Annotated in this window: 25 protein-coding genes; 13 read left to right on the forward strand and 12 right to left on the reverse strand. The window is 33.7% G+C overall.

From position 1 onward, the window contains the following. Window position 1 precedes the first annotated feature (1 nt). Both ABID42_RS06335 and ABID42_RS06340 read left to right on the forward strand, forming a co-directional pair. Entirely contained in the window at window positions 2-496 is a 495-nt protein-coding gene (locus tag ABID42_RS06335) for a GNAT family N-acetyltransferase (protein ID WP_367282925.1), read from the forward strand. A gap of 47 nt (window positions 497-543) precedes the next feature. Then, window positions 544-1,626 (forward strand): hypothetical protein, encoded by a 1,083-nt coding sequence (locus tag ABID42_RS06340; RefSeq protein ID WP_367282926.1) that lies wholly within the window; start codon window positions 544-546, stop codon window positions 1,624-1,626. Here ABID42_RS06340 and ABID42_RS06345 read toward each other — a convergent pair. The 4 genes from ABID42_RS06345 to ABID42_RS06360 form a co-directional block, all read right to left on the reverse strand. Further along, entirely contained in the window at window positions 1,601-2,284 is a 684-nt protein-coding gene (locus ABID42_RS06345; RefSeq protein ID WP_367282927.1) for a hypothetical protein, read from the reverse strand. The two genes, ABID42_RS06340 and ABID42_RS06345, sit on opposite strands and share 26 nt — an antisense overlap. A 13-nt stretch (window positions 2,285-2,297) precedes the next feature. After that, a complete protein-coding gene (locus ABID42_RS06350) occupies window positions 2,298-2,666 on the reverse strand; it encodes a GntR family transcriptional regulator (RefSeq protein ID WP_323260101.1) in 369 nt (122 codons plus the stop codon). Between the two features lies 1 nt (window position 2,667). Beyond that, the gene (locus tag ABID42_RS06355) at window positions 2,668-3,441 is read right to left on the reverse strand and encodes a hypothetical protein (protein WP_367282928.1); all 774 of its coding nucleotides are present in this window, start codon (window positions 3,439-3,441) and stop codon (window positions 2,668-2,670) included. A 65-nt stretch (window positions 3,442-3,506) separates the two neighbouring features. Then, window positions 3,507-4,340, reverse strand: coding sequence for an ABC transporter ATP-binding protein (locus ABID42_RS06360; protein WP_367282929.1), 834 nt, complete (start codon window positions 4,338-4,340; stop codon window positions 3,507-3,509). A gap of 299 nt (window positions 4,341-4,639) precedes the next feature. On the opposite strand from ABID42_RS06360, the gene ABID42_RS06365 reads away from it, so the two are divergent. Next, window positions 4,640-4,834 carry a hypothetical protein gene (locus ABID42_RS06365; protein WP_323260107.1) on the forward strand — a complete coding sequence of 65 codons (195 nt, stop codon included), beginning with the start codon at window positions 4,640-4,642 and terminating at the stop codon, window positions 4,832-4,834. A 162-nt stretch (window positions 4,835-4,996) separates the two neighbouring features. On the opposite strand, the gene glmS is transcribed toward ABID42_RS06365, so the two are convergent. The 3 genes from glmS to ABID42_RS06380 form a co-directional block, all read right to left on the reverse strand. After that, a complete protein-coding gene (gene glmS, locus ABID42_RS06370) occupies window positions 4,997-6,832 on the reverse strand; it encodes a glutamine--fructose-6-phosphate transaminase (isomerizing) (RefSeq protein ID WP_367282930.1) in 1,836 nt (611 codons plus the stop codon). A 161-nt stretch (window positions 6,833-6,993) separates the two neighbouring features. Further along, on the reverse strand, window positions 6,994-8,475 hold the full coding sequence (locus tag ABID42_RS06375; protein WP_367282931.1) for a DUF4270 family protein: 1,482 nt from the start codon (window positions 8,473-8,475) through the stop codon (window positions 6,994-6,996). Beyond that, entirely contained in the window at window positions 8,468-9,277 is an 810-nt protein-coding gene (locus ABID42_RS06380) for a glycogen/starch synthase (protein ID WP_309919185.1), read from the reverse strand. The genes ABID42_RS06375 and ABID42_RS06380 overlap by 8 nt, the downstream gene beginning before the upstream one ends. Before the next feature lie 234 nt (window positions 9,278-9,511). Here ABID42_RS06380 and panC point away from each other — a divergent pair, with 234 nt between their 5' ends. The 5 genes from panC (at window position 9,512) to ABID42_RS06405 (ending at window position 13,034) form a co-directional block, all read left to right on the forward strand. Next, window positions 9,512-10,348 (forward strand): pantoate--beta-alanine ligase, encoded by an 837-nt coding sequence (gene panC, locus ABID42_RS06385; RefSeq protein ID WP_367282932.1) that lies wholly within the window; start codon window positions 9,512-9,514, stop codon window positions 10,346-10,348. Window positions 10,349-10,452: 104 nt separating this feature from the next. Further along, entirely contained in the window at window positions 10,453-10,803 is a 351-nt protein-coding gene (panD, locus tag ABID42_RS06390; RefSeq protein ID WP_323260116.1) for an aspartate 1-decarboxylase, read from the forward strand. Window positions 10,804-10,895: 92 nt separating this feature from the next. Then, complete coding sequence (locus ABID42_RS06395; protein ID WP_367282933.1) at window positions 10,896-11,867, forward strand: lysylphosphatidylglycerol synthase transmembrane domain-containing protein; 972 nt, start codon at window positions 10,896-10,898, stop codon at window positions 11,865-11,867. Continuing rightward, on the forward strand, window positions 11,860-12,336 hold the full coding sequence (rfaE2, locus tag ABID42_RS06400; protein ID WP_323260120.1) for a D-glycero-beta-D-manno-heptose 1-phosphate adenylyltransferase: 477 nt from the start codon (window positions 11,860-11,862) through the stop codon (window positions 12,334-12,336). The genes ABID42_RS06395 and rfaE2 overlap by 8 nt, the downstream gene beginning before the upstream one ends. Window positions 12,337-12,341: 5 nt before the next feature. After that, entirely contained in the window at window positions 12,342-13,034 is a 693-nt protein-coding gene (locus ABID42_RS06405) for a zinc metallopeptidase (protein WP_367282934.1), read from the forward strand. Between the two features lie 84 nt (window positions 13,035-13,118). On the opposite strand, the gene ABID42_RS06410 is transcribed toward ABID42_RS06405, so the two are convergent. Then, window positions 13,119-14,771, reverse strand: coding sequence for an APC family permease (locus ABID42_RS06410; RefSeq protein ID WP_367282935.1), 1,653 nt, complete (start codon window positions 14,769-14,771; stop codon window positions 13,119-13,121). A 257-nt stretch (window positions 14,772-15,028) separates the two neighbouring features. On the opposite strand from ABID42_RS06410, the gene ABID42_RS06415 reads away from it, so the two are divergent. Beyond that, entirely contained in the window at window positions 15,029-16,036 is a 1,008-nt protein-coding gene (locus ABID42_RS06415; RefSeq protein ID WP_367282936.1) for a glycosyltransferase family 2 protein, read from the forward strand. A 2-nt stretch (window positions 16,037-16,038) separates the two neighbouring features. Here ABID42_RS06415 and ABID42_RS06420 read toward each other — a convergent pair whose 3' ends face one another. Continuing rightward, entirely contained in the window at window positions 16,039-16,269 is a 231-nt protein-coding gene (locus ABID42_RS06420) for a PspC domain-containing protein (protein WP_184132982.1), read from the reverse strand. Window positions 16,270-16,717: 448 nt separating this feature from the next. Here ABID42_RS06420 and ABID42_RS06425 point away from each other — a divergent pair, with 448 nt between their 5' ends. From ABID42_RS06425 to mce, 3 genes are all read left to right on the forward strand, one after another. Further along, the gene (locus ABID42_RS06425) at window positions 16,718-16,912 is read left to right on the forward strand and encodes a cold-shock protein (protein ID WP_184132985.1); all 195 of its coding nucleotides are present in this window, start codon (window positions 16,718-16,720) and stop codon (window positions 16,910-16,912) included. A gap of 349 nt (window positions 16,913-17,261) precedes the next feature. After that, window positions 17,262-17,456, forward strand: coding sequence for a cold-shock protein (locus ABID42_RS06430; protein WP_184132988.1), 195 nt, complete (start codon window positions 17,262-17,264; stop codon window positions 17,454-17,456). 93 nt (window positions 17,457-17,549) lie between these two features. Next, entirely contained in the window at window positions 17,550-17,960 is a 411-nt protein-coding gene (gene mce, locus ABID42_RS06435; protein ID WP_367282937.1) for a methylmalonyl-CoA epimerase, read from the forward strand. A 31-nt stretch (window positions 17,961-17,991) separates the two neighbouring features. Here the strand turns inward: mce and ABID42_RS06440 are convergent, their stop codons facing one another. The 3 genes from ABID42_RS06440 to ABID42_RS06450 all read right to left on the reverse strand — a co-directional run bounded on the left by ABID42_RS06440 (window position 17,992) and on the right by ABID42_RS06450 (window position 20,381). Then, window positions 17,992-18,957, reverse strand: a complete 966-nt coding sequence (locus ABID42_RS06440) for a toast rack family protein (RefSeq protein ID WP_367282938.1) — start codon at window positions 18,955-18,957, stop codon at window positions 17,992-17,994. A 75-nt stretch (window positions 18,958-19,032) separates the two neighbouring features. Next, the gene (locus ABID42_RS06445; protein ID WP_323260133.1) at window positions 19,033-19,467 is read right to left on the reverse strand and encodes a PspC domain-containing protein; all 435 of its coding nucleotides are present in this window, start codon (window positions 19,465-19,467) and stop codon (window positions 19,033-19,035) included. Window positions 19,468-19,703: 236 nt separating this feature from the next. Further along, the gene (locus tag ABID42_RS06450; RefSeq protein WP_367282939.1) at window positions 19,704-20,381 is read right to left on the reverse strand and encodes a hypothetical protein; all 678 of its coding nucleotides are present in this window, start codon (window positions 20,379-20,381) and stop codon (window positions 19,704-19,706) included. A gap of 180 nt (window positions 20,382-20,561) precedes the next feature. Between ABID42_RS06450 and ABID42_RS06455 the strand changes: the two genes are divergently transcribed. After that, window positions 20,562-21,656, forward strand: coding sequence for a glycoside hydrolase family 130 protein (locus ABID42_RS06455; RefSeq protein WP_367282940.1), 1,095 nt, complete (start codon window positions 20,562-20,564; stop codon window positions 21,654-21,656). The last annotated feature ends 3 nt before the right edge of the window (window positions 21,657-21,659 follow it).

The following is a 21,659-nucleotide window of genomic DNA, read 5'->3' on the forward strand; positions in this document are numbered from 1 at the left end:
AATGGAAATAAGAGTAATCAAGGATGAAGACGATATCAAAACTTATTACCAATTGTTGCATAAAGCAATTACGGAAGAAGCACAGTTTTTCAGGCTTACACCAACTGATATTATTGGTGAAGTTTTTCCAACAGAAGATACTTTTGAAAGTTTTACATTGGGAGCTTTTGCTGAAAATGGTGATTTGATTGGAACGGTCGGTTTTAAAAGAGAAAGTTTTTTGAAACTCCGACACAAAGGTTTGATTTTCAGAATGTACGTTGCTCCAGAAGCTAAAGGTTTAGGATTGGGCAGAAAGTTACTTCAAGCGGCTATTGAGAGAGCCAGACAGGGCGAAGGGTTAAAACAAATTGTATTGACGCTCATTGCGGATAATCATCGAGCTAAAAATTTGTATCTTTCGGAAGGTTTTGAAGTATTTAGTTTTGAAAAACAAGCTATCAGAATGAGCGAAGAGCTTTTTGTGGATGAAAATGCGATGGTGAAGTATATTTAGCGAACAGATTTCAGCCTTGAGCTTTCGGCTTTTAAAATTTTGCGGTTTTGACAATTGATGAAGTAATCTTAAAAATTGCAGATTTACAAGAAACTGCAAATAGAAAATATTTCCCCGATGGACTTTTTGAGTCGTATCGGGGAAATAGAATATTGCATTATTATCGTCCAGATACAAATGTTTTTTTTACGGCAATTACTGTTTTTACGTTAAATTCCATTAAAGGAAAATTGCCCCTTTCTTCACAAATACTCATTGAAAAAATCACAGAGAAAGCTATTGCTACTTATCCGCTTTTTCAGAATAAAGATGGCTTAAATACTTATAATTTCTTTCAAACAAAACCATCTCAGCATTTCCCACATGGGAATATTTTGCACAAACTGAATCACTTCAAAATTCCTGATGATATTGATGATACTGCTATGGTTTTTCTGACGAAGAAACATAGTCAGGAAGAAATTATTTGGTTGAAAATCAAATTGATAGTTCATTCAAATACTATTCAAAAAACTATTCAAAATACTTTTCAAGAATACAAAAACTTAAAAGCTTATTCTACTTGGTTTGGCAAAAATATGTACATCGAATTCGATGTTTGTGCTTTGTCGAATATGCTTTACTGTTTGTTAGCTTATGATTTGGAATTGGATGAACATGGAAATGATTCTCTGAAATACATTCAGCAAACTATTCTTTCAAATCAGTATTTAGAAAAGCCTTTTAGTGTTGCGCATCAGTATGCCCGAACGCCACTAATTATGTATCATGTTGCAAGGTTAATGGGGAAATTTACGATTCCTGCTTTGGAGATTTGTAGAGAAAAATTTGTAGAAGATATGTTGAACTATTTGAAGAAACCAGACTTGGCTTTGATGGATAGAATGCTGATAGAAACAAGTCTTTTACGATTGAATATCTCCTTTGAGAAAACCAATCTTACTGATTTTTCAAAGGAGATATTTAATGATTTTCACTTCTTTATTGCGGGTTTTCTGACAGCCTACGAAAATCCTGTTTTGTATAAAATGGCTTCTTCAAAACTCTTTCATATCAATTGGACTTGCGAAGCACATTGCTGGGCTTTGCTGGCAGAATGGATGACTATTTCTTCACAAAAGGATTCATAGCATTTCCCTCAATACTGATACTTGCCGAATCACTTAAATTGAAAGTTGGCGATAAAAGTGAAGTGTTTTTCAACGATAAACTTGCTTTTCCTTTCAATGTAATATCGGTACTTGCTACTTTTGAATCAATTAAGTGAAAATGATAATATTTTTGCCAAGAATCCCACCATTTATTGTTGATAATTTTTGCGTTTTCAGTATTGATATTGATACTTTTCAAATCGCAATTATTTAGGTTTAAATCTCCAGTAGCAGTGCTATTTACTTGCAAAGTATTATTCGCAAACTTGCTTGCATTTCCTTTGATATTTAATGCAATTTCATAACCCTTCAAAGTAATAGCTGGAAGTTTTGGCATCGTGATAATTACTTTTCCATACACATCCGTTAGGCTATCAATCTTCAACGTTGACCCAATTACTTTGGCATTTGGAGCATTTTTGATACTATAAGTTGTGCCTTCTTCAATACTGATGTTAACGCCATCTTCTGTCAATACTTCCAATTTATCAAAAGCCTTTAATTTGATTTCTTGTTTAGAAATATCCGATTTGGCAGCCGCTTTTTTATATTCAGTCTTCAATAAAATCGTGAAGGAGGTCATTCCGATAACGATAATAATAGCTAAAGCCGCTAATAATTTATTTGATGTTTTCATAAGGTTTATATGCTTAAAAATTAGCTGTTTTAAATGCCTCGTATTTCTCTTTAATAAAGTCAAAGTCTAAGCCAAGTAGATGAACATTTTTAAAGAATACAGGTAATTCATTACCTAGAAATTCATCTTTCCTAAATGCCAATACTTTGTCTTCTGCTTCATCTGACACAAAGAAACCCATTCCTCTTTTCGTAAAAATGATTTCTTTTTGCTGTAAGAATTCGTAGGTTCTCACCACTGTATTCGGGTTTACTTCTAACTGAACAGCCAGTTCACGGACAGATGCGATTTTATCGCCAATCTTCCACTGTTTCAGTAGGATACGCTCACAAATATACTCTGCTATTTGGAGGTAAATTGCTTGGTTATCTCTAAATTCCATCTTAAACCTCCTTTTCTTTTAATTTAAAATAGGCTACTACAGCTAAAAATGGCGCAAGTGCATAATACAAAGCATATTTTGAAGCATCAAGAATGAACTTGAAAGCAGGCGATAGATTTGCTCTGTTTTCTATACTCAAGTTGATGTTGTGATTGTGCTGAGAGTCGTCGCCAATGATGATTTTGAATAATAAATATTCAAATAAAATGAATATTGCTACAATCAAAAAGCCTGAAAAAGCCGTTTTGATATACGACATTTTACCAAAGTAAATAGCACCTAACAATGCAAATACTTGTAAAGCAACCCAGACATTTACAAAAAATGAATACTCTTGATAAGTATCTAAGATGACTTTGTAAAGTATTTCGTTAGATTGGTTTCCAGACAGAGTTACGAAAGTGTAATCAACTGCACCGAAGACAAAAAAGAGAGTAATCGGGAAAGCAATCAGGGCGTAAAAAAGACCTACACTGAGTTTTTCAAAATGTGAGGCTGGAGTCATCAAGAAGCTCATTGTTTGGATATTATTCCCAAAATCTTTGAAGATATAATTGGTAAAAAGAGTTCCTCCAGCAAAAAGACCCAATATAAACATCGCTGTTTGCTTACCTTTTTCTAAGGTATAATTGCTCTCAACATCAAAATTGATTGAATAAATGACAGTGACGATACTTGCATAAACAACGACGCCCATCATCAATATAAAATAGTTTTCAGTCCACTGCCGCTTGACAAGTAAAGAGAAACGCTCATAGCTAAAAAAGTTGTTCATAATATTGTTGTTTAATTAATTGATAGCCATTTCGTAAAATGCCTATTGGTTTAAACAGATAAAGGTTATTGAAAGATGTCTTTAATTGCCTGACGATTCGTTAAAGCAGCATTGAATAATAATTCTAAATCTACTTTATTGTTTTCGTGTCCATTGTTTGGCATTACTACTGAAAAACCTCTAATAGAATGTTCTGAGTACAACACTTTTTCATGGTCGGTTACGACAGAAACTGTTTTGAAAGATAGTTTTTCAGAAATTTCCTCGGTGGTTGCATGCAATAATACTTCTGAGCCATCCAAAATGATGATAGGATCAATCAATGAATCTAAATCACGAACTTGGTGCGTTGAGATAACAATGATACGTTCGTCGGTAGCAACAGAAGCGATAATTTTACGAAACTGACTTTTTGAAGGAATATCCAAACCATTGGTAGGTTCGTCCATTATCAATACTTTCGTATTTGTTGCCAAACCAAAACCGATTAAAGCTTTCTTCTTTTGTCCTAATGATAACTCTGTAAACTTCTCGTTATCAGAAATTTGAAATTCTTCCAAATACTCCAAAAATTGTTTCAAAGAGAAATTTGGATAAAATGGCGAATAAGTCTTTACAAAATCCTTAATCTTCACAGGTGGCGTATAAAATTCTTCTGGTAAGAAATACATTTCCTGTAAAAAACTAGGCAAACGATCCTGTGCATTATATCCATTTACCGTACAAGTACCTTCACTTGGGAAAAGCAAACCTGCCATGTTTCTGAGTAATGAAGATTTACCCGCACCATTCTTTCCCAATAATCCATACACATTTCCAGCTGATAGTTTTAGGTTTAAATGACGGAATACGGGTTTTCGTTTTCCATAATTAAACGAGAGGTTGTTGATTGTTATCATATGCTGTATTAGTTTAATAGTACACTACAAATATAGCACAATGACTTTTAAAAAAACAAATGTTACAGAAAGGAAAAGTAGGAGTGGTTTTTAATTATGATGAATGGAAAACGGCTCATGAAAAGATTCTTTCGAGATAATCTTTCGAAGAGAAAACTTTACTAAATTTTGTAATTCTTTAAACGAGAGATATTTAAGGAGGATAAAAATTAATATCTTTAGTAAACCTTTAACTGTAGGATGTTTGCGGTTAATACTCGGTTAAAAACATTTTACTTACCAACATAAACTAGAAAAATATGCAAAAGCATGGAGTACCTGCATTACTGTCGGCCTTTATTCCGGGTTTGGGACAATTAATCAAAGGACAAATCATCAAGGCAATCCTTATTTGGATAATTGGAGGAGTAGCATCCTTCTTCTTTTGGTGGACATGGATTATCCCATTCGCCATTTGGGCTTGGAATGTTTATGATGCTTATAATGATAATTAAGGAAAGAAAAATCAGCTCTTTTTTAGCAATTAAAATTAAGAGTTGTAATTAGATGAATTTTTAATGACATTGAAAAAAGGTCGTCAGGAAAAACATCTCCTGACGACCTTTAAAAAAAATAATATAAAATTCTTACTTCTTATATCTTAGAGTCTCCTAAAATTACTCTACAGTAACTGACTTAGCCAAGTTTCTAGGTTGGTCAACATTGCAACCTCTCAACACGGCAATATGATATGAAAGTAATTGCAATGGAATCGTTGCTACTAATGGAATCAGAGCCTCGTGCATTGCAGGAATTTCAATGGTATAATCAGCCATTGTTGGAATCAATTTATCGCCTTCGGTTACGATAGCAATTACTTTTCCTTTTCTAGCTTTTACTTCCTGAATATTTGACACTACTTTTTCATAAGAACTATCTTTAGTAGCAATAAAAACTACAGGCATTTCTTCGTCGATTAAGGCGATTGGTCCGTGTTTCATTTCTGCCGCAGGATAGCCTTCTGCATGGATATATGAAATTTCTTTCAATTTAAGCGCACCTTCTAAAGCTACAGGGAAATTGTATCCACGGCCTAAATAAATGAAGTTTCTTGAGTCTTTAAATTTTGCTGCAATCTCTTTAATCTTTTCGTCAGTTTTCAGAACAGTTTCAATTTTAGAAGGAATTCTTTCTAATTCAAACAATAATCTTCTGAAAGTATCTTCATGCAAAGTTCCTTTTTTGCGAGCAACTGCAATTGCCATCATTGCCAATACTGTTACTTGTGCAGTAAATGCTTTGGTTGAAGCCACACCAATTTCTGGACCAGCATGTGTGTAAGCTCCTGCGTGAGTAGCTCTAGGAATTGATGAACCAACAGCATTACAAACCCCAATAATTGTTGCTCCTTTTGATTTTGCCAATTCGATAGCCGCTAAAGTATCAGCCGTTTCACCAGATTGCGAAATGGCAATTACAAAATCACCTTCTTTGATGATGGGATTACGATAACGGAATTCAGAAGCGTATTCTACTTCTACGTTAATTCGGGCAAGTTCTTCAAAAATATATTCAGCTACCAAACCAGCATGCCATGAAGTACCACAAGCTACAATGACGATACGTTTTGTTTTGGCTAATTTATCAACATAATCACGTAAGCCACCTAATACTAAAAGTCCGCTATCAGCATTTACACGGCCACGCATACAATCTGCTACAGAACGAGGTTGCTCATAGATTTCTTTAAGCATGAAGTGTTCATAACCTCCTTTTTCTATCGCTTCAAGTTCTAATTCTACTGTTTGGATATAAGGCGATTGAAGAATATTGTCAACGTTTTTAACCGTTAATGCTCCATCACGAACTACAGCTAATTCATAATCATTTAAATAGATTACTTCATTTGTATATTCTATGATTGGCGTGGCATCAGAAGCAAAAAAGAATTCATTATCGCCAACACCAATTACTAATGGAGAACCTTTACGAGCTGCAATTAATTGTGAAGGATTAGTGGCATCCATAATAACAATGGCATAAGCACCTACTACTTCTTTCATTGCCAAACGAACGGCTTCTTCTAATAAACAACCAGTATTTACTTGAATGTCTTCAATGAAATGAATGAATACTTCAGAATCAGTATCAGAATAAAAAACATGCCCTTTTTTAATGAGGTTTTTCTTGATAGAAGAATAGTTTTCTATAATACCATTATGAATGATTGCTAAGTTTTTTGAAGCTGAATAATGTGGGTGAGCATTTACATCATTAGGTTCGCCATGTGTAGCCCAACGAGTGTGACCAATACCTATAGTACTTGTTAGATTTTCGTTTATAAGAGTCGCTTCTAGGTCAACAACCTTTCCTTTCTTTTTATAAATGTTTAGTCCATCGTTCAACAAAGCAATACCTGAACTATCATATCCACGGTATTCTAAACGTTTTAATCCTTTGATAATTAAAGGATAGGCTTCACGATGCCCAATATAAGCCACAATGCCACACATATATTTATAGTTTATTTGGTTAGCACTATTTCTTTTAAATTGATGATTTAAATTAATAATCAAATCATAGAAGAAATAGTCAGTAATATATTGCCACAAAAATAGAGCGGAGAATCCATATTATGGTTCTCCGCTCCAGAATTATTTCGAGAAATTACATTTTATCTTGCAACGTAAGTATAATAGACTTTAAGTTTAATATTACTATGGTCGAAAATTGCACGAGTAATATCAGGATTTAGTACACTTTTTCCAAGTGCTGGTCCTCTTGTACCAGTTGTAGAGTTAGTCGTAAATAACGTTGGTGTAATAATCCAACCATTATTTTTGCCTCTACCTGCGATGATATTTTGTAAAGAACTTGTTATGTTAAAAGTAAATAAATTAGTTCGGCTTGCATAAGAAGAAGTAGTTCCTTCACCTGTTACAAAAACAAAATTACCTTCACCAGTCGTTGTAGTTCTTAATGGTTGATTCGCTGGAGTAGCTTCAACTAAGATTAAATCGCTAGGTAGTGTATAGCCAGCAGTATTTGATTTTGGTTCAAGTACTAATTCCGCTTTATTAATGGCAATGTCGTTACGTTCTTTTAATTTCAGCAAATTAGGGAATTTAACTTTCATCGCAATACCTGTACCAGACTGAAGAAAAACTTGATTATTCGCTTCGCTACTTGTTAAAACATCAGCAGGTTTAGTCAATTTACTTAATGCTCCAGTACGTGCTGCTGTAATTTTATTAAATCTAGCATTAAAGTTTGTACCATCTGCATTGGTAATAGCTACATAGAAATTGTTAGATTTTGTCGTATCTACTGTAATTAAACTATCAGCCGTATTAGCAGTATTTCTAACAGTATAAGTATATTTATAATGATAATATAATTGCATTTGAATACCACCAGCAGAAAAACCGACAACAGCTGCATTTTTATTACTTTCAGAAACTAATGCTAAACCTTTTACTACTCCTTTGAAACCCGTTCCAACAAGTGCTTCACTTTTAGCGATGTCTCTTTGACTTTCTAAAAACTTCACAAAAGACGGTTCAGTAATTGGAATTCTCAATGAATCAAATTTACCAGCTGTTCCAGAAATTACTCTTTTATCTCGGATTGGACGAATTTTTACATTGTTCAATTGTCCAATCGGAGTAGGATTCAAAGCAGGAGCAGCGCTATTGTTATAATAAACAACTGTGGGGTCAAGACTTGCAGTGGATGCTAATTGATATAATTTGAACGATTGATTTTGAAGTGTATCGCCTTGAACAAAACTATAAGGTAAAATCAAACGGATAGAGTCATTTTTACTTGGGTAAGTTATCCATTTTACATTACTTCTACCAGCAGTATCAACATTCGAACGGATAGTATCTGCGGTAAGGTTTGAAATTTGGAAGTAACTTACAGCGTTTACATCTCCAAAAACTGGATCAGTAAAACGACCCACCAAAAGATTGCTAGTAGTATATGTTGCGATAGAGTCTAATAAAACGGTAGAAGGATCAACACTTAGCGTATCAGTATAGAGTAAGCCAATGTCTTGTACAAACACGTCAGAACCTATTTCTTTAGGGTCTTCACAAGCCGATAAAATTGCGAAAAAAGAAAAGAAAACACCAAAAATGAATGCTTTACGCACTTGCCAACTCCGTGTAAATATTGTAGTAACTGTCAATACTCTCTTCTGGAACGTATTCCAATTTTTTTGCGGGTAATTCATTAAAAATAGTGTTAAATTTCTCAGATACTTCTTCTTCCATCGTAATTACGACGTCGGCATATTCTACGCCAATCTTAACAAAACCTTGATAATCTGCTGATTCTAAGCTACCAAGCATATCATCTTCAACATTTAACATTTTTACTTTGTCGTACAGTCCTTCAAAGGCAAATTTATGAGCAAAGTCATTGTTGAAAACAGAAAATACCGTTTTAGAATCTTTAAACATTGGATCGTTTCTGTAAGTCGTCTTTAAATACAAAGGTATTAAAGCTGTCATCCAGTCGTTACAATGCACAATATCAGGAGACCATCCCAATTTCTTTACAGTTTCCAGCGCACCTTTACAGAAAAATATTGCACGCTCGTCGTTATCGGCATAAAATCTATCTTCTTTGTCCGTAAAAACGTACTTTCTTTGAAAATAGTCTTCGTTATCAATAAAATATACCTGTAATTTTGCTGATGGCAAAGAGGCTACTTTAATTGTTACTGGCTTATCGTCGTCACCAACTGGTACCGTAAACCCAGATAACCTTACTACTTCATGAAGTCGGTTTTTACGTTCATTGATTAACCCAAAACGAGGTACTAAGATTCTTATTTCAAACCCTTTTTCCTGCATAGCAGCAGGGAGTTTTCTAACAAAATTAGCTACTTGAGTCGTAGAGAGAAAAGGGTCAACTTCACTGGCAACGTAAAGGATACGCAATTTAGACATTGTTGTCGTTGTTAGGAGCCTTGATGCTGTTAAAAAGTGTTAAACAACTAAAACAGACAATCAAAGCAAGAAGGATTCACATAAAAATTATGCAAAAATATAAAAAAAATACGGAAATTCCACAAAAAATTGAACGTGAATCTGTTTGGAACGAATAATAACACTTGCAGAGTTATATAAATACCATTCATATTTTACTCATTCAACCTTCAAGAAATTAAAGAATAGAACATCATGCAAGTATTTTTTGAGATAAAGACTTTACAGGAATATTTACAAAATCAACGTAAATTAGGTAAATCAGTAGGTTTTGTACCCACCATGGGAGCACTCCACCAAGGACATTTATCTTTGATTGAAACCGCTAAAAATCAGAATGATATTGTTGTTTGTAGCATTTTTGTAAATCCAACTCAGTTTAATAATCCACACGATTTAGCGGTTTATCCTCGTACTTTAGAAGCCGACTGCCAAATGCTTGAAGAAGCTAATTGCGATATTGTATTTGCACCAAGTGCCGCTGAAATGTACCCAAGTTTACCAACGTTAAAGTTTGATTTCGGTACATTAGAAAATGTTATGGAAGGGAAATTCAGACCTGGACATTTTAATGGTGTAGGAATCGTGGTATCAAAATTATTTAACATTGTTCAACCCAATAAAGCTTATTTCGGACAAAAAGATTTACAGCAATGCGCAGTCATTAATTGTTTGGTGAAAGATTTAAGTTTTTCTTTGGATTTAGTGATTTGTCCAACTCAACGAGAAAAAGATGGATTGGCGATGTCTTCAAGAAATAGAAACCTCAGTGAAGAACAAAGAGTAATTGCTCCAGAAATCTATAAATCATTAACTGCTGCCTCCGAATTACTTAAACATCAATCATCAACGGTTGTAAAACAATTCGCCAAGGAGTATTTTGAGGTGATTGAAGATATTGAATTAGAGTATTTTGAAATTTCTGATTTTGATACATTATTACCAATTGAGGAACTTTCAGTTGGTAAAACTGCTTTGTGTATTGCAGCTTTCATGGGCAAAACCCGTTTGATTGATAACATAATTATTTGAAAAGCCCAGTTATTATATAAGCTTAAAAATAATCTATCTTTGCAACATAATTTTCAAATGGTGTTGTAAAACTGTTTGATATTCACGTTTATTAAAAAATTATTATGTTTCTTCATATAATGAAATCAAAACTCCACAGAGTAAAAATTACTCAAGCGGAGTTGAATTATGTCGGAAGTGTCACGATTGACGAGGATTTAATGGATGCCGCCAATTTGATTGAAAATGAAAAAGTACAAATTGTAAACAATAACAATGGCGAGCGTTTTGAAACTTATGTTATAAAAGGTGAGCGTGGTTCTGGAATGGTTTGTTTAAATGGTGCAGCTGCACGAAGAGCTCAAATAGGCGATATTGTTATCATTATTGCTTATGCAATGATGACTGAAGAGGAAGCTCGTACTTACAAACCAAGTTTGGTTTTTCCAGACGATAATAACAGATTGGTAAATTAGTACATTGTGTCTTTGTAGTTCAAGTTGAGTATTGTTAGGATGATAGAAAATACGATTCTTAGCAATACTCAATTCCTTTTTTTGAATCTATTATGAAAAAAATCCTTCAATACACCATATCGCTTGTTTTGGCGGGAGGCTTACTTTGGTTTGTTTTTAAAGACATTAGTTTGTCTGAAATGCTTGATGAATTTAAGAAGGCGGATTATAAATGGTTAATGCTTTCAGCAATTTTATCAATTACAGCGCACGTTAGTCGAGCGGCAAGATGGCGGATTTTGATGAAACCGCTTGGCTACCAACCTTCTACTTTCAATACTACTTTAGCAATTTTTATTGGATATTTTGCCAATTATATCATTCCAAGAATGGGAGAGGTTTCTCGCTGCGGAAGCTTGAAAAAGACAGATAATATTCCTTTCGAAAAATCATTTGGAACAGTACTAACGGAAAGAATTTTTGATGTAGTATCCTTATTGATTGTATTAATGCTGAACTTAATTTTAGAATATGATAAGCTTCAACATTTCTTTATAGAACAGTTTGCTTCTAAAGTATATCTGATTGTTGGCCTTTTGATTTTCCTTTCGATTGCTGGAGTTTTAAGTATTTATCTTTTCAGAAAGTACCAAGAAATATTATCAGAAGTACCCATTTTGAGCAAAATAGTAGGCTTTCTGAATGGATTGTTGGATGGTTTGATGAGTGTAAAACATCTTGAAAAACCATTTGCCTTTATCTTCTTTTCAATACTTATCTGGGTGATGTACTGGCTTTCGGCTTATGTACTTTTTTTTGCTATTCCAGAAACTGCTCATTTAGGTTTGTTGGCAGGGCTTACTGTATTAACAATGGGTTCTTTTGGCATGGCGGCTCCAACGCAAGGCGGAATCGGTCCTTTCCATTTTTTGGTAGGAAATGCCTTGGTACTTTATGGTTTACCACAAAAGGACGGAATTATCTTAGCAACATTTATACACGGTTCTCAGATGATTACGTTGTTGGCTTTAGGAGCTGTAAGTTTTTTGATTACTTTATTTATTAAACCGAAAACAAATGACTGAAAATAAAATTGTTAGTCTTGAAGAAGCCATTAAGCGAGCTGAGGACTGGCAAAAAGAAGGCAAGAAAATAGTTTTTACCAATGGTTGTTTTGACATCGTTCATCTAGGACACATTGATTATTTAGAAAAAGCCAGAAATTTAGGAGACAAATTGATTTTAGGATTGAATACCGATGCTTCCGTAAAAAGATTGAAAGGAGAGACTCGCCCAGTTGTGAATGAGTACGCTCGTTCAAGAATGATGGCAGCTTTTGAATTTATAGATGCAGTAATTCTTTTTGACGAGCCAACTCCGCTTGAAGTAATTCAGGAAATTCAACCAGATATTTTGGTAAAAGGAGATGATTACGTAGTTGAAACTATTGTTGGGGCTGATTTTGTTATGGGTAAAGGTGGGGAAGTAAAAACAATTCCTTTGGTAAAAGGTTATTCAACCACTTCGTTAATTGAGAAAATTAAACAAATTTAATAGCTATGATAGGCATATATTTAATTACTTTAGTTTTTGCAGGAATCGGGATGTTCGTGCAATGGAGATTGAAAAGTAAATTTCAGGAGTATTCAGAAATTGGTTTGGCGAATGGGCTTTCTGGAAGAGAAATTGCAGACAAAATGCTGAGAGACAATGGAATTTTTGATGTAAGAATCATTTCTGTTGAAGGACAATTAACAGATCATTACAATCCAGCAGATAAGACTGTTAATTTGAGTCCAGATGTATATTATGGAAGAAGTGCTTCTGCGGCGGCAGTAGCAGCGCACGAATGCGGACATGCTGTGCAACATGCTACGGCTTATTCGATGTTACAATTCCGTAGTGCAATGGTGCCAGTATTAAGCATTGCTAATAATTTTATGCCAATTGCTTTAATGATTGGTATGATGCTTTTGTATTCTACAGGAAATAAATTGGTCTTGACGATTGGCGTGGCGATGTTTGCCCTAGCGACACTTTTTAGTTTTATTACTTTACCAGTAGAATTTGATGCTTCAAGAAGAGCATTAGCTTGGATGAGTCAGCGTAATGTAGTAACCCAGCCAGAGCATGAAATGGCAAAAGATGCTTTATGGTGGGCAGCGATGACTTACGTAGCCGCAGCCTTAGGTATGTTAGCACAATTGTTATATTATATGTCTTTACTTTCAGGAAGACGAAGTAATGATTAATGAACAATTTTTGAAATAGTTTATCATAATAAAAGGCTTTCAGAACACTCTGAAAGCCTTTTATTATATTTATGGTTATCGAAATTACTTCGCAAGTTTACTGTTTTTGTAACCGTACATAAAATAGATTACCAAACCGATAGCGAGCCAAATTAAGAATATTGTCCAGTTCGTTACACCCAATTCTGTCATTAAGTAAAGGTTGGTCAAAATACCTAAAACTGGAAGAATTGAAAACTTGTGTTGATAAGCTAGTACTGATAAAATTCCCCAAACTAACCAGAAAACTGCTAAAAGAGGTTTTGCTTCAAGTTCCGAGAAAAAAGTATTGTTATAAATGACGAAACTAATTGCAACAAGTAATAATGGACCCACAATAAATTGTCCATTTAAATAAGGAATTTTAAATTTAGCATCTTTCGATAAACCTTGATAGTCTAAATACAAAACACCACCACAAACCAAAATAAAAGCAAAGAATGTTCCAACACTTGTTAAGTCAACGAAAAATCCCATATCTAAGAAAAGAGAAGGAACTGCTACTACAAAACCAGTAACAATCGTTGCAAAACTAGGCGTTTTGAATTTTGGATGAATTTTTGAAAAACGTTTCCAAAGTAAACCATCTCTGCTCATTGCCATCCAGATTCTTGGTTGTCCCATCTGATAGACTAACAAAGCACTTGTAATGGCTACTACGGCAGAAACAGAGATAATTCCAGCCATGAAATCGAAATTGATTTTCTGAAAAACATAAGCCAATGGGTCATCTACTTTTAGTTCAGTATAGTTTACCATTCCTGTCAATACCAAAGTGATACAAACATAAAGTACCGCACAAATTATTAGACAGTAAATCATTGCTCTTGGTAAATCTCTTTGTGGGTTTTTACATTCTTCGGCAGTGGTTGATATAGAGTCAAAACCAATAAAAGCAAAGAAAACTGAAGCAACTCCTCCTAACACTCCTTGCGCTCCGTTGGGTGCAAATGGTGACCAATTTTCTGGTTTAACATAAAAAGCTCCCACAGAAATTACCATCAATATTACCACTAATTTCAGCACAACCAGGAAATTACTCGCACTTCTCGATTCTTTCATCCCAACATATACCAAAGAAGTGACAAGCATCGTAATTACTCCAGCAGGAAGGTCAATAAGTAATTTTACGCTTCCTAACACAGGAGCGTGTTCATAAGCTTTGGCAGCGAATAAAGTGCTGTCAGTAAACTTAGAAGCGCCAGCTTGGGTTTCTAAAAATGCTTTATGGGCTGTCCCATAATCAATAGTTAAATAATCGGGAAAGTTAATACCAAAACCATGTAGCATTCCAACGAAGTACTCCGACCAAGAAATAGCCACTACCATATTGGAAACGGCATATTCAAGAATCAGTGCCCAGCCAATAATCCAAGCGAAAATTTCACCAAAAGATACATAAGCATAAGTATAAGCACTTCCAGAAACTGGAACCATTGAAGCAAATTGAGCATAACAAAGTGCTGTGAAAATACAAGCAATAGAAACGAATACAAAAAGTAATGAAACGGCTGGACCACCTTCAAAACTTGCTCTACCAATTGTACTAAAAATCCCTGCGCCAATAATGGCTGCAATCCCAAATGAAGTAAGGTCTCGAACACCAAGAATCTTCACTAAACCCCCACCGTGGGAGTCTTCACTTTGTTGTAAAACGTTATTAATTGATTTGCGTCTGAAAATAGAATTGTCTGACATTTAGTTTGAAGTTAAGTATTTGTCATTGAAAATATCCTTAAATCTAAACAAGTAAATTGATAAAGCCATAAATAATTAAGATAGATTAGTATTTCAAAAAATCAAATTATCTTTGTCAATAAGTCATTTTAATATTTCGATAATTATTGAAATATGTTCAAATCTCATGAATCCAGTCTGTTATCAGCTTGAAGAAAGAAGTAGTATTACCATCAATTTAATGATACACTTTTTCCTAAAATAGCTAAAATTCCTTTATGAATCAAATCGCAGTAGTCATTTTAAATTATAATGGTCAAAAACATTTAGCTGATTTTTTACCCTCTGTTATACAATACTCTTCTGATGCAACTATTTATGTTGCTGATAATGCTTCTACCGATTGTTCTCTGGAATTATTAAAAACAGCATTCCCTTCCGTTAAGATTATTGAGCTCAAAGAAAATCACGGTTTTGCCCAAGGATATAACGAAGCACTTGAATTCGTCGAAGCTGAATATTACGTGTTGCTGAATTCTGATGTGGAGGTAACTCCTAATTGGATTGAGCCAGTGATTGAATTGATGAATAATGATAAAACAATTGCTGCCTGCCAACCTAAAATAAAAGCATTTCATCAGAAAAGCCATTTTGAATATGCTGGTGCGGCTGGTGGATTTATCGACCATCTTGGTTATCCTTTTTGTCGTGGAAGAATCTTTCAAGAAATTGAACAAGATTTAAAACAGTATGACGATAACCATGAAGTTTTTTGGGCAACTGGTGCCTGCATGTTTGTTCGTGCTGAAGTGTTTCATCAAGTCGGAGGTTTTGATGGCGATTTCTTTGCACACATGGAAGAGATTGATCTTTGTTGGCGAATCCACCATGCTGGCTATAAAGTTTATGCTTGTGGAAGTTCTGAAGTATATCATGTAGGTGGTGGAACCTTGCATAAATCAAATCCTTATAAGACTTTTTTGAATTTCAGAAATGGATTAGCCATGTTGTATAAAAATCATCCTGACAAAGGCTTTTCCTTAGCAATTTTTACAAGATTAATTTTGGATGGAGTGGCTGGAATTAAATTCCTTTTGTTTGATAGTTGGGAGGATTGTTGGGCGGTAGCCAGAGCACATTTTGACTTTTATGCTCATTTCCTAAGTTGGTATAAAAAAAGGAAACAAATTCAACGAAAAGACGTTATATCAACTGTTTACAGAAGAAATGTTGTTTGGCAACATTTCGTAGATGATGTACAAACTTACAATAAATTACAGAAGTAATTTTATAATTCCCAAACTGATGGGCTTTTGTATTGGCGTAAGTAACGGCGGATATTCATCCAAAATGCCAATACTAAATAAATGATAATAGGAGAGCCAACAGTAATAAATGAAACATAAACAAAATACAGACGAATACTACTGGTAGAAATTCCTAATTTCTCACCAATTTTTGTACAAACACCAAAAACGTGGTGTTCAACAAAGTATTTTAATCTTAATGTGTTTGGCATGGCTTTAGGGCAAAATTCTGAATTTTAATTGGTTACAGTATAAAAACTGTATTAAAGTTACATTGTTTTGCTGGTTTATCAAAAAAAGAGAGTAATCTAAAACGTATTTTCAGAGCTTGTATTATATTAATACTAATTTGTATTGAAATGGTGTAAGTGTTTATAAATATAGTTATATTTTTGTTTATTTTTTTTAAAAAATATTCATATAAAAATAGGAATACACAAAATTATACTTACATTTGGATATTAATAGTAAAAAGAGTGACAAGTTTTTAGTACAAAGTAATTAGTTTTCAAGAGTCCGTTGGTTCCCTTAGATTCACATTCTCCTTGATTATCACATGCTTCGAATATCAATCTTAGACTTTTAGGGCTATTAATTTATCAAAAACATTAATGTTTTTTGGTAACTTTTGTCTCATTATCAACCATTCTTTTTTACGTCATGCAAACAGGAACAGTTAAATTTTTTAATGAAAGCAAAGGCTTTGGCTTTATCGTTGACAGTGAAAGTGGACAAGAAATCTTCGTTCACGTTACAGCATTAGGCGGAACACATTTACGCCAAGATGACAAAGTATCATTCGATATTGTTGAAGGTAAAAGAGGTCTTAACGCCGCAAATGTTAAGAAATTGTAGTTAGTGTAAGTATTGTTTTAATGGGGTTCAGTAATATGAATCTAAAGTGAAATTCAGTACAAGTATTTTGTGAATTATTTAAAGTTTTGGTTTCATTACAAATGTAGCAGAACTTATTTTAGACCTGATTGCTATGTTGTTTGGAATTAAATTCTAATTCTATATTAAGGTTATTAATTACTTTTAAACCATTTAAGTTAAGAAGTAAAAGGCGAAAGCCGAGTTAGCTTGACAAATCTTATTCTTTTACGAGATTTAAACATATAAGTTTTGCATATATTGATAGCAGTATAATCAGAACAAACCGATAGTATTTTTATTTTTTTTTAATTTTTTTATATCAATTTTTATGCAAACTGGTAAAGTTAAATTTTTCAACGAATCTAAAGGTTTTGGATTTATCGTTGATGACGAGTCTAATGAAGAAATCTTTGTACACGTAACAGGATTATCTGGAACAACGATTCGTGAAAATGACTCTGTTTCTTTCGACGTACAAGAAGGAAAGCGTGGCTTAAATGCTGTGAATGTGAAGAGAATCTAATTTTTTTTAGATAGATAGTCATTTAAAACCCCGGCCTATAGGTTGGGGTTTTTCTTTTTTAGCTAATTTGGGTTTTGAAAATTAAATATAAAGATGAAACAAGTTGAGCACATTGGTATTGCCGTAAAAGATTTGAATATTTCTAATGATTTATTTACCAAACTTTTGGGTGTAGCGCCTTTTAAGCAAGAAGAAGTACTTTCAGAAGGTGTTATTACTTCTTTCTTTCAAGTTGGACAAACGAAAATAGAATTGCTAGAGGGAACTCATGCTGATAGCCCGATTGCAAAATTTATCGAGAAGAAAGGAGAGGGTATTCATCACATTGCTTTTGAAGTAGGCAATATTTATGAAGAAATGGATAGACTAAAGAATGAGGGTTTTACCCTTTTAAATGAAGTGCCAAAAGATGGTGCAGATAATAAGTTGGTTTGCTTTTTACATCCTAAAGGAACTAATGCTGTGTTGATAGAGCTTTGTCAAAGTAAAAATAGCCCAGTTTGACGAAAACTACTTGTCAAACTGAGCTGTAATTTTAATATCTTTTTACTTTTAATTCTTGTAAACCTCCATCAAAACTGATGTTAATTTTCTTGGTAGATTTTTCAAAATTTGGAGTTTCCCAATGTCCATTTTTTTGAATAAAACCATCGAAATCTTTGGAGTTTAGTCCGCCATCAACATCAATTCTACAGCCTACTGATTCTGGAATATTAAATTCGATTGAAGTTAAGCCTGATTCAACTTGAACATCTAGGTTATCTACTTTATCGCCTAATTTAACGTCTGTTTCGGTTACGCCTGTCTTAATTGATAGTTTATTGATTTTGTACTCACTCAAATCAAAATCTGCTTTACCGGCACCAAATTCAAAATTCATATCCCAAATTACATTAGGATTAAGTTTCAAATTGATTTTATTGTGATTATCGTCACCAAAGTGAATATTATTCTTCTTTCCTTTTAAGGCAAAATGAATATTAGGGTTGCTTGAATCTCCTGTTTTTTTAAGTGAAATATTGCCGAAATCTAAATCAGCATCCGCTTCAACTAAATCACTTGAAGTGCCATTGATGATGAATTCAGCCGCACCGCCTGAAAACTCAAATTTAGCATTCTTCACGAGTGGATTCATTGACTCTACAAGCTTTTGTTTGGTTCCTTTGAAATGATAATCTTCATCATCATGGTTATCATTATCGTTGTCATCATCATCCATATCAATATGAATGTCATGGTCATTGAATGTTGTTTCTACTTTTTCTTTACAACTTCTTACAATGACAATCGGAATAGCAACACAAAGTAGAATGATTGTTATAACTGTTGCCGAGCGACTACTTTTACCAATAAAAGCAACTAGCCCTAAATAGATTAATAAAAGTGGCCAAAGTCTTGAAATTTCATGCCAATCGATATTAAACCAGCCAAATTCTTTTCCAAGAAATAGAAAGCCAATTAAGATTAAAAAACCTCCCGTAAATATATTTTTAGAATTCATTGTTAAAAAGCTTTAAGGTTAAAATCCGCTATCAAAATTAGTATTGTATTTGATAACGGATTTCAACGTGTCGATTTAGAAGTTATTTTTGTCGTTATTGAAGTCAATCTTATCTTTTTCTTTAAAGATGATATAACCACCCACACCGATTAAAATAAGAGGCCAGAATTTACCAAAGTCGAAATCAGGAATCCATTCATCTAATAAGAAGATTGTACCTAAAACTATTAAAATAATTCCCCAAACTTTGCTTGAATCTTTTTTCATGTTAGTAAATGTTGAGTTGAAAGTTGCGTTATCTGGCGTGGCCGTTGTTTCCCATTGATGTTTTACCGGCAATGCTATCCACAAGATAATATACATCCAGAAAAAAATACCATGAGTAAACACTAAACCTAAAAATAAAAGTACTCGAATAATGGAAACATCAATGCCGAAGCGTTCTGATAATCCAGCTGCTACACCTCCTAATTGTCCTTTTGAAGGTATGCGATAAAGTGAATCGTTCATGGTTGTTGCTTGTTTAGTTTTCTTGTTTAGAGTTTTGAAAAAAATAGGTTTAAATGATACTTTTAAATAATTCTTTTCGTTTGATGGGTGAAATTTATCACGAGCTTCAAGATTATCAACCTGAAAATGAATAGACGGTACTTTTGACTTTATGAATGGATATTTTTGATGGCGAGTTTTGAAATGAAAAAATCCTTTGAGCTTTTTACCCAAAGGATTCACCTTAGTTTAAATGATTATTGTTTCTTAGACTTGATTTTTGCTTCTTCTACTTTTTTTTGCTGATTAATCAACCCTTCGTTCATTAGTAGTTGGTCTTTTTTATTTTGTTCTACTTCCATTTGCAGGCGCTCAAGTTCGATTCTATTTTCTTCTATTTTTAGTAAAAGCCTGTCTTTTTCTCTTTTATTATTTTCCAGTGCTCTTGTCAGGCGGTCAGCTACAGTGACAGCTTTGATTTGTTTGGTTTTAATGTCATCCAAATTTTTTTCTTCCATCCTAACTTCTCCTTGTCGTTTAAGCTGGTCAACAATATCATTAAGTATTCTTTCTGCTGCCAAATATTTTGGATGTGAGCTATTGACATAAACTTCATCACCAAAACCAATTGAAAGAAATATTTTATTTTTCCCTTTGTCTGAACTAATCTTACTTACAACCATTAGTGGGTCTGATGAAATACTTGAAATTCTTGCGCCTGTAATTCTGAAAACATTACTTCTGCCTACTTCTACACTACCATATTTGGCTAGTTCATTTTGCAAAATAGGTTTGATGTACTTATCTTCAATTGCTACAGTTGTATATAATCCTTCTTTTGTAGCCCTTTCAATTTCCTGAGTTCCTGTAAAAACCTGTGCACGAATACTCTGAATACTTAGCAATAGAATATAAATAATGAATAGCTTTTTCATAAAGAAAGATAATGTTAAATGATTTTGGAAAATGCTTTGCAAGATAAACTGCTTGATTTGTTTCAGCAAAATAAGACAAAGTTTAATGAGAAATTATTATTAACGTTAATACGGATTAGCCAGTAGTTAAATTGTTTAATTTTAGATAGCTTTATTAAAAACAATCATCACAATATAATTATGAAATTAAAATTACTCGTCCTTTTCTGTTTACTCGGAAATATAACGATAGCTCAAAACACGAATTGGGCTTTAACTGATTTTTCAAAACCTAAGGAAAATCCTATTCTAAGTGCAGATTCTAGTTATGAATTTGCTTGCCCGATGAAACATATTCCAGTAAAATGGCAGAAAGCCGATGTTTTTAATCCTGCGGCTATCGTTAGAAACGGGAAAGTTTATGTTTTATTTCGGGCAGAAGATACTCCTGGAACAAATATTGGTTTTCGTACTTCCAGAATTGGTTTGGCTGTGAGTAATGATGGCATACATTTCACAAGAAGAAAAAATCCTGTTTTGTACCCTTCAAAAGATGAGTTTGCTAAATTTGATAATCCCGGCGGTTGTGAAGACCCACGAATTGTTGAACGTGCCGACGGTACTTATGTAGTAGCTTACACGGCTTGGAATCGTGATGTAGCTAGATTGTGTATTGCCAGTTCAAAAGATTTGATTCATTGGAAAAAACATGGACCAGCTTTTGCCAAAGCACATTCTGGAAAATTCTTGAATATTTGGTCTAAATCAGGTTCAATAATTACTAAAATGGTGAATGGTAAAATTATAGCTACCAAAATCAAAGGAAAGTACTGGATGTATTGGGGTGAAAAAGGAGTAAATATTGCTACTTCGGATGATTTAATTAATTGGAATCCATTAGTTGAAGAAAACGGTGAACTAAAATATGTAATGAACATTAGAACTGGAAAATTTGATAGTGATTTAACGGAACCGGGTCCGCCAGCTTTATTGACATCAAAAGGAATTTTGTTATTGTACAATGGCAAAAATGCGAAAGAAGAAACTAGAGACCAACATCTTCCTGCTGAAACTTACTCTGGCGGACAGGTGCTTTTTGATGCAAATGATCCAACAAAAATTATCAATAGATTGGATGAATATTTTATTAAGCCAGATTTACCTCACGAAATGCGTGGACAATACAAAGCTGGTACAACCTTTATAGAAGGTTTGGTCTATTTCAAAAAAAAATGGTTTTTGTATTATGGTACAGCCGATAGCATGGTGGGTGTAGCTGTTAAAAATTCTGTATAAAAT

The organism is Arcicella rosea, from assembly GCF_040543805.1.
GTDB classification, from domain to species: domain Bacteria; phylum Bacteroidota; class Bacteroidia; order Cytophagales; family Spirosomataceae; genus Arcicella; species Arcicella rosea.

Coding starts and splice junctions, on each gene's coding strand:
- ABID42_RS06335 (WP_367282925.1), top strand. CDS start 2: ATGGAAATAAGAGTAATCAAGGATGAAGACGATATCAAAACTTATTAC.
- ABID42_RS06345 (WP_367282927.1), bottom strand. CDS start 2,284: ATGAAAACATCAAATAAATTATTAGCGGCTTTAGCTATTATTATCGTT.
- ABID42_RS06350 (WP_323260101.1), bottom strand. CDS start 2,666: ATGGAATTTAGAGATAACCAAGCAATTTACCTCCAAATAGCAGAGTAT.
- ABID42_RS06355 (WP_367282928.1), bottom strand. CDS start 3,441: ATGAACAACTTTTTTAGCTATGAGCGTTTCTCTTTACTTGTCAAGCGG.
- ABID42_RS06360 (WP_367282929.1), bottom strand. CDS start 4,340: ATGATAACAATCAACAACCTCTCGTTTAATTATGGAAAACGAAAACCC.
- ABID42_RS06365 (WP_323260107.1), top strand. CDS start 4,640: ATGCAAAAGCATGGAGTACCTGCATTACTGTCGGCCTTTATTCCGGGT.
- glmS (WP_367282930.1), bottom strand. CDS start 6,832: ATGTGTGGCATTGTGGCTTATATTGGGCATCGTGAAGCCTATCCTTTA.
- ABID42_RS06380 (WP_309919185.1), bottom strand. CDS start 9,277: ATGTCTAAATTGCGTATCCTTTACGTTGCCAGTGAAGTTGACCCTTTT.
- panC (WP_367282932.1), top strand. CDS start 9,512: ATGCAAGTATTTTTTGAGATAAAGACTTTACAGGAATATTTACAAAAT.
- panD (WP_323260116.1), top strand. CDS start 10,453: ATGTTTCTTCATATAATGAAATCAAAACTCCACAGAGTAAAAATTACT.
- ABID42_RS06395 (WP_367282933.1), top strand. CDS start 10,896: ATGAAAAAAATCCTTCAATACACCATATCGCTTGTTTTGGCGGGAGGC.
- rfaE2 (WP_323260120.1), top strand. CDS start 11,860: ATGACTGAAAATAAAATTGTTAGTCTTGAAGAAGCCATTAAGCGAGCT.
- ABID42_RS06405 (WP_367282934.1), top strand. CDS start 12,342: ATGATAGGCATATATTTAATTACTTTAGTTTTTGCAGGAATCGGGATG.
- ABID42_RS06410 (WP_367282935.1), bottom strand. CDS start 14,771: ATGTCAGACAATTCTATTTTCAGACGCAAATCAATTAATAACGTTTTA.
- ABID42_RS06415 (WP_367282936.1), top strand. CDS start 15,029: ATGAATCAAATCGCAGTAGTCATTTTAAATTATAATGGTCAAAAACAT.
- ABID42_RS06420 (WP_184132982.1), bottom strand. CDS start 16,269: ATGCCAAACACATTAAGATTAAAATACTTTGTTGAACACCACGTTTTT.
- ABID42_RS06425 (WP_184132985.1), top strand. CDS start 16,718: ATGCAAACAGGAACAGTTAAATTTTTTAATGAAAGCAAAGGCTTTGGC.
- ABID42_RS06430 (WP_184132988.1), top strand. CDS start 17,262: ATGCAAACTGGTAAAGTTAAATTTTTCAACGAATCTAAAGGTTTTGGA.
- mce (WP_367282937.1), top strand. CDS start 17,550: ATGAAACAAGTTGAGCACATTGGTATTGCCGTAAAAGATTTGAATATT.
- ABID42_RS06440 (WP_367282938.1), bottom strand. CDS start 18,957: ATGAATTCTAAAAATATATTTACGGGAGGTTTTTTAATCTTAATTGGC.
- ABID42_RS06445 (WP_323260133.1), bottom strand. CDS start 19,467: ATGAACGATTCACTTTATCGCATACCTTCAAAAGGACAATTAGGAGGT.
- ABID42_RS06450 (WP_367282939.1), bottom strand. CDS start 20,381: ATGAAAAAGCTATTCATTATTTATATTCTATTGCTAAGTATTCAGAGT.
- ABID42_RS06455 (WP_367282940.1), top strand. CDS start 20,562: ATGAAATTAAAATTACTCGTCCTTTTCTGTTTACTCGGAAATATAACG.